The following is a 10,553-nucleotide window of genomic DNA, read 5'->3' as shown; positions in this document are numbered from 1 at the left end:
TCCCGGCGAAAAAACATGGTGCTGAATTTTTCATGCGGTTTCGAGACGAATTCATTTCGTAACGTGTTGAATACCACAAGTTTCTCGGCCAAAAAACAGGGAGCAGAAATTTTCGCGCCGCTTCGAGACGAATTCAGCGCGTACCGGGATGAATTCATCGATTCTCCCGGCGAAAAAACATGGAGCTGAATTTTTCGTGCGGTTTCGAGACGAATTCATCGCGTAACGTGTTGAATACCACAAGTTTCCCGGCCAAAAAACAGGGAGCAGAAATTTTCGCGCCGCTTCGAGACCAATTCATGGCTTATCGGGATGAATTCAGCGATTTTCCGGATGAAAAAAACTCCATCTGTGTGACAGGAACTCGTGCGACGAATTTCGATGGTGTTAGTGAGAACGGGGATTCGATGAGGTGGGAAGTAGGCGGACTTGGCAGCAAGAGCTGTTGAAGGGCCACGGCCTGCCGGAGCGCGTACTGGCAGGCCGTGGCGGGCGGGTTAGAGGATGATGAGGCTCATCGCTTGGGACCAAGGACCAGGTCCTTCGGGTCCATCGGTCCTCATCCTGAAATAATACCTGTTGGCCGGCTCCAGGTTGTTCAGTACGATCTTGCTGCAACTGTTGTAGTCACCTCCGGGGCTGTACCAGCTTTCTTCAGAAATCGGCTCACCCTTGCAGATCTGGAGCAGGTAGGGTCCCCCTTTCCTGACGTGCTTCCCTTCGATGATGACGGATCCGGATTGTCCTTTCAGATGCCTCACGGCCAAGGTTATAGGTACCGATGTCGACGAGGCACTCCTGCTGAAGCTCTTTTGGGGCTTTGACTTGAGCGGCAAGCCTGCATCGTGCAGTATGGTAGGATCATTCTTGTCGACCGCGCGGACCACCATGTACTTCACCGCCACATCGATGTGGAGCTCGGCAAGAGCCCTCTCGGCATCGCGTTCCGCCTTCAGTCCGCGGTCCCCTCTGTCGGCACCGATACCCAGCTCCTTCAATCGCGTCGCGTGGTCCCTGAAGTGCGACGAGCCCGGCACATACGATTCCCAGTTATCCTTGAAGAACGGGTGGGTCTCCAAGGAGTTCGCAAGAGTGTGAAGAGTAACGTTGAATTCGGCGTAAGCCTGCTTCCGGAAGTTAATGTCAAAGATGTCGTATTCTTCCAACATAGGCATCACCTCGCTGCTGGATTGAGCTACCGAAGCACTTGATCGGCAATGCTACCGTACTTGGGAGGGGAGTCAAGGGGACTTTTTCAGTTCCGTTCCCGAAAAAACGCTCCCCCGCAGCGGCTACCGGCAGGATCAAAGCTTGATCAGTTTGCGTACAACCGGAGAGTCAGGACACCGGGATTTCGGTATTCCCACGGTCGGCTGAGGGCATGTCTTCTTTATCGACGATAAAAACCCTTGGCTTCTCTTTTGGAAACCAAGGGTCTTGTCTCTTCGCCCCGCCTTAGGCGGGGCTTAGTTGTGCAGAATGACCGGGGGGCATCAATCGGGAGTCAAACTAAACCGGGGGGCAATGGGTCAGGATTGGAAGACTGAAAGTTGCTGCACCACCGTCATATAAGAAGCTGGATGCTGTCAAGCCTGATGCCTTACCGTCGCGTAACGGGATGGATTCCACGAGTTTCCCGGGGGCGGGAAAAACTCTGAGATAGTTGTTCGGGAAGGACTTGGCTATTTCCTCTCGAGGCTTTTCAGCAGGCGCAGATAATCCCGCTGGCTCTCCCAGACCATGTTGGAAAGGAGGTCCGTGAACGGCTCGAAGTTGCCGGTGTTGCTCTCCCTCACGGCGGCCAGATACTCGCTGCGAAGCACTGGCGGGATGATGGTCACCGGGTAGCCTGCCTGTAGCGGGGCCAGGTTCATTAGCAACCTCGCCGCCCTGCCGTTGCCATCAACGAAGGGGTGGATGGTGACGGTGTCTTATCCGTCACTCCACAATCTGTTCTCGGCAAAGTCTCGGCCGGAACCTGACTTCAGGTAGCTTTCAAAGTCTGCGGCTTTAGACGTCACACCCTGAATGGTTCCAGTGCCTTCTTAAGGCTCAGCGGTGCCACAAACACAAATGCATTGCCCCTCTTTCTTTTAGTCAAGATCTGCAGTTCGTCGGAAAGTCGCAACAGGTCTGTGCGGGCAGTTTGGTAGCTGGTGTCATGGCTCTTACGATGCCCCTCAATCGTAAAGACCGCACCCGGATGCTTCAGGGCGTGTTCAAGGACCGCTAACTGCCTCTCGTTTAGCCCTCCCCTGAGTGTAGTCCCGTCCAAAAGCCGCTCAGCACTTTCCATTTCGGCTGCCTTGCGTGCCAGGTAGGCATGCATTCTCTCAATTGCTTTCTGTACCGTCTCCAATTGATGGATTAAGAAATAGCTAACGTCATTACCATCACTCTCGGTGTGCAAGTAGGCTTTAACGTACTGCTGGGGCGCCTCCTTAATCACAGCTGAAATGGAAAGGTATTCCAGCAGCCAGTAGCCATGTCTGAGGGCGTACCAGTAGAAGAGGGCGCGCGCGGTCCTACCGTTGCCGTCCACAAAGGGGTGGTCGTAGCCGATCATGAAGTGCAAAATGATCCCCTTCAAGAGTGGGTGCAGAAAGCTCCTGCCATCCTCACTCTGGTTGGCGAAGTCGCACAGACGCTTCAAACGTTCTTCCAATTCCGCCGCCGGAGGTGGCGTGTGCAGGATCTTATGGTCAGCGCCGACCACATGGATCTTGTCGTCATCCGTCCGCAGTCGACCGGCCTTTTCCGGCTCCAATGTCCCCTCGGTCAGAATCCGGTGCAGTTCCAACACCATCTCCTTCGTCAGCGTCTCATCGTGCACTTCACGGATGAACTGCATCGCAAGGTAGTTATTGTAGATCATTCTTTCGCCATGGTCTTTGGGGCGCCTTCCGTCCCTGAGCATCTCTTTGGCCACCTCCCTCGTCGTTGCGGCCCCCTCGATGATGCTGGAGTTAATAGCCTCCTCCATCAGGGAGCTCACCAGGTAGGCTTTTCCGGCGACAGGATTGGAGATCGGCTGCTCCATCTTGATGGCGCCACTTGCATTTTGGTCCAGCCAGTGCAGTACGGCCAGCATCTGGTCAGTAACCAAGTACTGAAAGTGCTCCCCGGACTTGTCGAGAAAAGGGAGAGGGCGGTACTGGTTGATCCGGGCTAACTTCATTGCCGCCCAGTATTCCTCAGCCGAAAAGCCGTCCGGTGGGTCAAGATAGCGCACCTTATCCCAATGCAGGTAGCGCCCCTTGGTATCGGTGCTCCCTCCATATCGGATCAACTTAAGGAACGTCTCATTTTTGACACACTTCTCAAAGAGGAGGTTCCATTCGGGCGGGCTTTCCGGAAGTTTCATACTGAGCTCCTCGTCATCACCAATTCACTGCTGCAAGACAGACTACTAAAAAAATTGATGTTAGTAAAGCGTCGTTTACTAGAATAAAACAAATTAGTAGACCGTTGAACTCTTGCACACTGCCCGTCAGGCATAGCCCCGAGTGCTGAGATCAAGCGGCGCTGGCCAATAAAGTCATGGTTGCCTCCTCATCTTTCGTCCCCCGGTCCTCAGTCCTACCCCATTGCCCCCCAATTATGCAGCCCAAACGAAAAGGCCCCGACCTTCGCTGAGGAAGACGGGGGCTTGGATGGGGAGGGGAAATCTCTTTTCGGAATGGCCTTGGCTATTTCCTCTCGAGGCTTTGCAGCAGGCGCAGGTAATCACGCTGGCTCTCCCAGACCATGTTGGAGAGGAGGTTCGTGAAGGGCTCGAAGTTGCCGGTGTTGCTCTCCCTCACGGCGGCGAGATACTCGCTGCGAAGCACTGGCGGGATGATGGTCACCGGGTAGCCTGCCTGTAGCAGGGCCAGGTTCATTAGCAACCTCGCGGCCCTGCCGTTGCCATCGACGAAGGGGTGGCTGGTGACGGTGTCTTATCCGTCACTCCACAATCTCTTCTCGGCAAAGGCTCGGCCGGAACCGGACTTCAGGTACTTTTCGAAGTCTGCGGCTTTGCTCTCGTCAGTGAATGCGTGGTAGCTCACGATTTTCCACGGGCGGTATTTTGAGGTGTGGGGGGATTGGCCGGCGTTGTGGGCGGCAAGGCGTTTGTCAACATCGGAGGTGAGGCCGATATAGCGCTGGGCAGGATGGGAGATGCTCTGGAGGAGGTAGACGTATTTCATACTGCCTCCGGGGCAGCAGCCGGACGCTTCGCTGCGGCTGCAAGTGAGTGGAGTCAAGCACGCCAGCCTTCGCATAAGAACGAGGCTTCGGCTGGCACTGGCGTGTGCCGAATGGGGAAAGCCCGCCTTCGTTAACCGCCCCGCCTGCGCTAAAGCTACGGCGGACCAACTACGGCGGACAGCCTTCGCATAAAAACAAGGCTCCGACTGACACTGGCGTGTGCCGAATGGGGAAAGCCCGCCTTCGTTAGACGGCTGCTACGCAGCCAACTTCGGCGGACAGCCTTCGCATAAAAACAAGGCTCCGACTGGCACTTGGCGTGTGCCGAATGGGGAAAGCCCGCCTTCGTTAACCGCCCCGCCTGCGCTAAAGCTACGGCGGACCAACTTCGGCGGACAGCCTTCGCATAAAAAACAAGGCTTCGGCTAGCACTGGCGTGCCAGCCGAAGCCTTGGCGAAGGCTGGTGGAGGTGGCGGGAATCGAACCCGCGTCCGAGAATCGTACACAGAAGGCGTCTACATGCTTATACCTGTTTTTGATTTAACCCCTCTAGACTCCACAGGCCGGGATTCATGAGAGGCGGTTCCGCTAAGTTTCGCCTCAGGGCCGCAGACACTCCCTGAAACTATCCCACTTAAATGACGATCTGTCCTCACCCGTGGGAGAGGCTCGGCAGATCGTTAGCAGGTTATTAAGCTGCTAAAGCGTATTCGTAGTTATCGGCGCTTAATGCGTCCCGGATTGTTTAACGAGCCACCCGGACCTCGGCATGCAACCTTCGCTTATTACCCCCGTCGAAACCTTTACACCCCCATAAAATTGTTATTACTAGAATTATCACACCCGGGAAGAAGTCCCCCCCCGGCTTCTACTCTCTGTCTCTGCTGCCGCGCGACCTTTCTTTCAGGGCGGCGACGACGTCGCGCTGCATGTCTTTCTGCTTCAGGGTCTCGCGCTTGTCGTAGTTCTTCTTGCCTTTGGCCAGCCCAAGCTCTGCTTTGACTTTGCCATCCTTGAAGTAGATCCTCAAGGGGATCAGCGTGTACCCCTGCTCCCGGATCTTGGAGAAGAGCTTCACGATTTCCTGCTTGTGCAGCAGGAGTTTTCTCATCCTGTCAGGATCGTGATTCTCCCGGTTCCCGAAGTCATAGGGCAGGATGTGAAAATTGTGCAGAAACGCCTCGCCATTCTTGACCATGGCGAAGGAGTCGTTGAGGTTGGCCTTGCCGGACCTGAGGGATTTCACCTCGGTCCCCTGCAGCACCATGCCCGCCTCGAAACGCTCCTCGATGAAGTAATCGTGGAACGCTTTCTTATTGTTGCAAATCAGCTTCTCACCCATGAATAATGATAGTACCAGATTAGGATGCTAATTAACAGTGGGAAATACTGGATGGTAAATACCGGAACGGTTCCGACCCCGGAAGGTTTCAGCCACCACGAGGAGCGCAGTCAGGCTAATCCCCCCCTGCCCCCAGCGTTGTCCTGTTAGTTTTTTTGCTTTGCCTCTTTCCTTTCCTAATCTTCTTTAGAAACTGCTCCCTCTCCCCATGGGAGAAGGCTGGGGTGAGGGCAAGTGCCACGGAGATACGGGCTTCCCTCACCCCGACCCTCTCCCGGAGGGCGAGGGGGAGTTTGAAATGTAGAGGAATGGGGGGGACGTACGGCGCCCGGACCTCAAGGAAAATTGTTGTCCTGTGTCATGCGTCAAGACACTCCCGTGCACCGGGTCCGGCGTAAGGCTCGCCGGCGATGAAGACCTGCTCCAGCACGCCCCGATCCAGCAGGGCTGCGCACGGTGATTCGCCGACGGCGGAAGCACAGCCGGAGAAGACAAGAAAGTCTCCCCGTTTGCCAACATCAAGAGATCCGGCACCGGCCTCGATCCCGAGGGCCTTGGCGCCACCGATCGTTGACATGGAAAGAAGTTCCTCCGGTGTGAATTGATCGGGAGAGATCTCCTGCAGGAAACGGATCTCGTCCAGTAGCGATAATGAATCGTTGCTGGCCAGGGAATCGGTGCCGATGGCAAGGGAGAGGCCGCTCTTCTTCAGCAGATGATGCGGAGCCGTGCCGACGAAGAGCCGGTCATTGCTGCGGGGGCAAAGGACTACTGTGACCCCTCTTTCTTTCAGTATGGCCACGTCTGCCGGGGTAACATGCACGGCATGGATCGCGATGGTGGAGCTGTCCAGGACGCCAAGATCGTCCAGATACTTCGTCGAGGTCGTCCGCATCGGATGGGGCAGGTATTCCTCCCAGTGCGCGGTAGGATAGAGCACCTCGGCGAAGGGCCCGGTGGTGTCATGCATGAAGGAGACTTCTTCCGCCGGTTCCGACAGGTGTACCGCCTTCGGGATCCGGAGCCTGGTGCAGAGTTCCTGTATCTGCTTGAAGAGTTGGGCGGAGACGGTATAGGGGGTGTGCGGTGAAACGCCGGGAAGAAGCCCCCCCTGCATGGCCTGCAGGGTCTTCTCCATCCTTTCCAGGAGCTTTTCGCACTGCGACCGGTCGTGCCCGAGGGCCTCGAGGAAGATCCTGCCGTTCAGCGGGGAGGAGCGGTAAAGAGGCGCCATGGCGAAGTCGGTCAGTATCTCTCCGACCGCGGTGGTACCGGACTCGATCGATAGACGCAGCCCTTCCCTCACCGAGAGTTCCACTTCCCCCGGCAGGAGCGCCCGCCTGATCTTCACGACCTGCTGGATCCATTCGACGTAGGTTTTCGGCAGGTAATCGAGCCCCTTGCGAACCTTCCACGCCGAAAAGTGGGTCAGTTCCAGATGGGTATGGGCATTGACCAGGCCGGGGGTGATGACGCAGCCGGGAAAGTGGGTGACGGGGGCCAGGCTGGCCGCGTGCAGATCGTCGACGGTGCCGACGGCGGCGATGCGGCCGTTGTCAACCAGTATGGCCCCGCCGGCTATCGGGGGCGATGAGATCGGCAGGAGGTATGAGGCGGCGTAGATCTTCATAGGCTGGAAGGTACCTCAGTTGCCGAGAAGTTGGGGCGGTCGGACAAGAACCAAATCCCCCCTAGCCCCCCTTTGCAAAGGGGGGGATCAGAAGCGGCTTCCTACCACGCTCTACCTGCAACTTGCGTCGCGGCGGAGGGGAAGAAGGCGGCTCTAAAAACATACGTCAGTATAACACGGAATGCCGGCTGCGATTGGCTGGCAATCGGCAGTCGGCATTTAGCTCCGGTAGCGAAACTGGGGCAAATCCGGAGGGGAACCGCGTTACCAGCTGACGCTCTTCAGCGTGCCCTGCCCGGCGACTTCCTTGCGGGTATCCAGCATCCTGTTCTTGTCGTCCACGAAGACCAGCTTCGGCGTGTGGGCCAGGGCCTCGGCGTTGGGCATGTTGACGAAGCTGGCGATGATCACGAGATCGCGCGGAGCCACCATCCTGGCGGCCGCGCCGTTGATGCAGATGACGCCCGAGCCGGGTTCGCCTTCGATGGCGTAGGTCTCGAAGCGGCTTCCGTTATCGACGTCCCATATGCAGACGGCCTCGTACGGGATGATATCTGCGGCGTCCATGAGTTCCTTGTCGATGGTGATGCTCCCCTCGTAGTGGAGATCTGCCCCCGTCACGGTCGCCCTGTGAATCTTGCTCTTCAGCATCTTCCTATCCATAGCGTCTATTCCTCCCCAAGAATGCAATTGTCGATTAGTCGTACTGAGCCGAATCGCACCGCCAGTGCGAGCAGCGTTCTCTCGTCCGCATTTTCCAGCCGGGCCAGGGTGTCCGGATCCCTGAACTCCAGATAATCAATTTCAGCCGTTCTCTCGGCGTTGATGACGGCGCGTGTCGCATCGGTAAGCGCGGCAACGGAGGTGACCCCCGCGGCCAAAGTCGTTTTCGCCGCCTTGAGAGCCCTCGAAAGGCAGAGGGCGCTCGCGCGCTGCGCCGGGTCGAGCTTCACGTTCCGGGAGCTCAGGGCCAGCCCGTCAAACTCGCGCACGATCGGCATCCCCACGATCTCCACGTCCATGTTCAGGTCTTCCACCATCCGCCTGATCACCGCCAGCTGCTGGAAGTCCTTCTTCCCGAAGACCGCCACCTTGGGCGAAACGATGTTGAAGAGCTTGGCGACGACGGTGGTCACGCCGCGGAAATGGCCGGGGCGGCTGGCGCCGCACAGATGGGTGGTGATCTCCTCGACGTTGACATAGGTCTGGTAACCCTTCGGGTACATGTCGGCAGCGGTCGGGGCGAAGATGACATCGACGCCGGCGGCCTCAGCCACAGACTTGTCACGCTCCAGATCCCTGGGGTAGCTGTCCAGATCCTCATTGACTCCGAACTGGGTCGGGTTGACGAAGATGCTGGCGACGACGACTTCCGCCCTCTTCCGGGCCTCCACCATGAGCGAGGCGTGCCCCTCGTGGAGGTATCCCATGGTGGGAACCAGCGCGATCCTGCCGCGGTTTTCGCGGGCGAACTGCTGCATCTCTGCGACCGAATGTATCACTTTCATTTGAAGGAATGCCTCTCTTCGGGGAATGTGCCGCCCTTGACGTCGGCGATGTAGCTGGAGACCGCCTCGCTTATCAGCGGGGTCAGTTCCGCGTACCTTTTCACGAACTTCGGGGAGTACTTGCTGCACAGCCCGAGGATGTCGTGCAGCACCAGCACCTGGCCGTCGCAGTGCGGCCCGGCACCTATGCCGATGGTCGGAATGGAGAGCTCCTCGGTGATCTTGGCCGCCAGCCCCATGGGGATTCCTTCCAGGACGACGGAGAAGGCTCCGGCGCGCTCGACGGCGCGGGCATCCTCCAGGAGCTTTTCAGCCTGCTCCTCGCCCTTCCCCTGTACCTTGAATCCGCCCATCCGGTGCAGCGACTGCGGGGTGAGGCCGATATGCCCCATCACCGGGATGTCCATGGAGGTGATGGCGGCGATGGTCTCCTCGACGTTGACCCCACCCTCGAGCTTTACCGCGGCGGCGCCGCCGTCCTTGATGAGGAGGCCGGCGTTGAGCCTGGCGCTCTTGATGTCGGTCTGGTAGGAGAGGAAGGGAAGATCCGCCACCACGAAGGCCTTGGTGCGCGCCCTGACTACGGCCCTCGTGTGGTAGAGCATCTCCTCCATCGTGACCGGAAGGGTGTTGTCGTAACCGGCGACGACCACCCCTCCCGAATCGCCTATCAGGATCATGTCGATGCCGCAGCCGTCCAGAATGGCTGCCGTGGGATAGTCGTAACAGGTCAGTACCGCGATCCGTTCCCCTTCCGCCTTCATCCTCTGGAAATCGAGAATGGTTTTGCTCTTCTGCATAGCTGCTCCATTGCCTTGTGAACGGTCAGGACTGGCAGTAATAAAACGCAGGCTCGACAACGGCGGCTCCCCCGTCCTTCCTGCCACGCCCCTCATCCGCGACGATAAACACAAAAAAACGCCCTCCGGTGTGGAAGACGCTGTATATAAGAGACGCTGCGCGCACATTGGGCGCATCTCTTGGTCAGCTATCGCTCCCGTACCGGTTCTTTCAAATCCAGGCGGTATTTGCTGCAACCCCGACGTTCGTGACGGCTCCACTTGGATATAGCGGGCCAAAACACCGTTATTGCACATGAGGCTTGTAACACATGAAGGGGATCAAGTCCACCTTTTTCTGGAAATGTTTACATTTTTGAGTCGAAGAGCGCGATGGCAGCCGGGTGCACCGCAGGGATCGGGAGGCTTCAGGGGCGTTGAGGGAGGGTTGGAGAGCATCCCCCTCCCCCCCATTTCTCGAAGGGGGAGAGGTCGCAGGTCCAAAAAAGAAATCGCACACCGGTCATTTGGGGATTATCAGGAAAACTGGCAAACCTAAAAACTGGCAAACCTACTGTGCGCTCGCCCTCATCTGCTCGAGCTCCTTCACCACCTGGCCGCTCTCATCCTGGCGCATTTCCATGTCGTTGAAGATGCTGTCCGCCATCTGGGTGACCGACCCGACGGCGCGCTTGATCTCCTCACCATCTATAGTCTGCCTTCCGGCTGCGGCCGCCACGTCATGGCTCATCCCCTTGACCTCTTCCAGGGCACGCGCGACCGTCTTGGTAGCCTGGGCCTGTTCCTTCGAGGCCTTGAAGATCTGGCTGGTCATGGAGCTCACGTCCTCGATCGACTGGGTCACCATCTGTACCGACGCCGACTGCTCCTCGGTGGCCAGCTTGATCTGCTGGGTCATGTCCATCGCCGTCTGCGAGCTGTCGAGGATGCTGGTGAGGGCCGCCCCGGTCTGGTGCCCGAGCTTCACACCTTTCTTGACCAGTTCCTTGGTGACGGTGACGTTGTCGGCGGCAATGCGCGATTCCGTCATGATCTCTTCGATGATGCTGGTGATCTCGCCGGTGGAAAGACCGGTCTGCAG

10 protein-coding genes, 1 other RNA gene and 2 pseudogenes are annotated in these 10,553 nt (G+C 57.8%); 1 reads left to right on the top strand and 12 read right to left on the bottom strand.

The window, feature by feature from the left end:
• On the top strand, positions 1-189 hold a 189-nt coding region (locus AC11W3_RS12565; protein ID WP_484093112.1), incomplete at its 5' end, for a hypothetical protein.
• Positions 190-497: 308 nt separating this feature from the next.
• Here the strand turns inward: AC11W3_RS12565 and AC11W3_RS12560 are convergent.
• From AC11W3_RS12560 to AC11W3_RS12505, 12 genes and pseudogenes are all read right to left on the bottom strand, one after another.
• Positions 498-1,169: a hypothetical protein gene (locus tag AC11W3_RS12560; protein WP_484093111.1), complete on the bottom strand. Its 672-nt coding sequence runs from the start codon at positions 1,167-1,169 to the stop codon at positions 498-500.
• Positions 1,170-1,682: 513 nt separating this feature from the next.
• Positions 1,683-1,922: pseudogene (locus AC11W3_RS12555) on the bottom strand (Fic family protein); the annotation flags it as partial.
• 95 nt (positions 1,923-2,017) lie between these two features.
• On the bottom strand, positions 2,018-3,364 hold the full coding sequence (locus AC11W3_RS12550; RefSeq protein WP_484088269.1) for a Fic family protein: 1,347 nt from the start codon (positions 3,362-3,364) through the stop codon (positions 2,018-2,020).
• A gap of 325 nt (positions 3,365-3,689) precedes the next feature.
• A pseudogene (locus AC11W3_RS12545) lies at positions 3,690-3,926 on the bottom strand (Fic family protein); the annotation flags it as partial.
• A gap of 12 nt (positions 3,927-3,938) precedes the next feature.
• Entirely contained in the window at positions 3,939-4,190 is a 252-nt protein-coding gene (locus AC11W3_RS12540) for a GIY-YIG nuclease family protein (RefSeq protein ID WP_484088270.1), read from the bottom strand.
• A gap of 463 nt (positions 4,191-4,653) precedes the next feature.
• Positions 4,654-5,005: a transfer-messenger RNA gene (gene ssrA, locus AC11W3_RS12535) on the bottom strand.
• 55 nt (positions 5,006-5,060) lie between these two features.
• Complete coding sequence (smpB, locus tag AC11W3_RS12530; protein WP_484088271.1) at positions 5,061-5,534, bottom strand: SsrA-binding protein SmpB; 474 nt, start codon at positions 5,532-5,534, stop codon at positions 5,061-5,063.
• A gap of 358 nt (positions 5,535-5,892) precedes the next feature.
• Positions 5,893-7,164: an amidohydrolase family protein gene (locus AC11W3_RS12525; RefSeq protein WP_484088272.1), complete on the bottom strand. Its 1,272-nt coding sequence runs from the start codon at positions 7,162-7,164 to the stop codon at positions 5,893-5,895.
• 264 nt (positions 7,165-7,428) lie between these two features.
• Complete coding sequence (panD, locus tag AC11W3_RS12520) at positions 7,429-7,827, bottom strand: aspartate 1-decarboxylase (RefSeq protein ID WP_484088273.1); 399 nt, start codon at positions 7,825-7,827, stop codon at positions 7,429-7,431.
• Between the two features lie 5 nt (positions 7,828-7,832).
• A complete protein-coding gene (gene panC, locus AC11W3_RS12515) occupies positions 7,833-8,672 on the bottom strand; it encodes a pantoate--beta-alanine ligase (protein WP_484093110.1) in 840 nt (279 codons plus the stop codon).
• Complete coding sequence (gene panB / locus AC11W3_RS12510; RefSeq protein WP_484093109.1) at positions 8,669-9,472, bottom strand: 3-methyl-2-oxobutanoate hydroxymethyltransferase; 804 nt, start codon at positions 9,470-9,472, stop codon at positions 8,669-8,671. The genes panC and panB overlap by 4 nt, the downstream gene beginning before the upstream one ends.
• A 550-nt stretch (positions 9,473-10,022) precedes the next feature.
• Positions 10,023-10,553: methyl-accepting chemotaxis protein (locus AC11W3_RS12505; RefSeq protein WP_484093108.1), on the bottom strand; the 531-nt coding region annotated here is incomplete at its 5' end.

The organism is Geomonas sp. (assembly GCF_056994735.1).
Note: the sequence above shows the minus strand (reverse complement) of the source record. Positions and strands in the feature narration are given on the sequence as shown.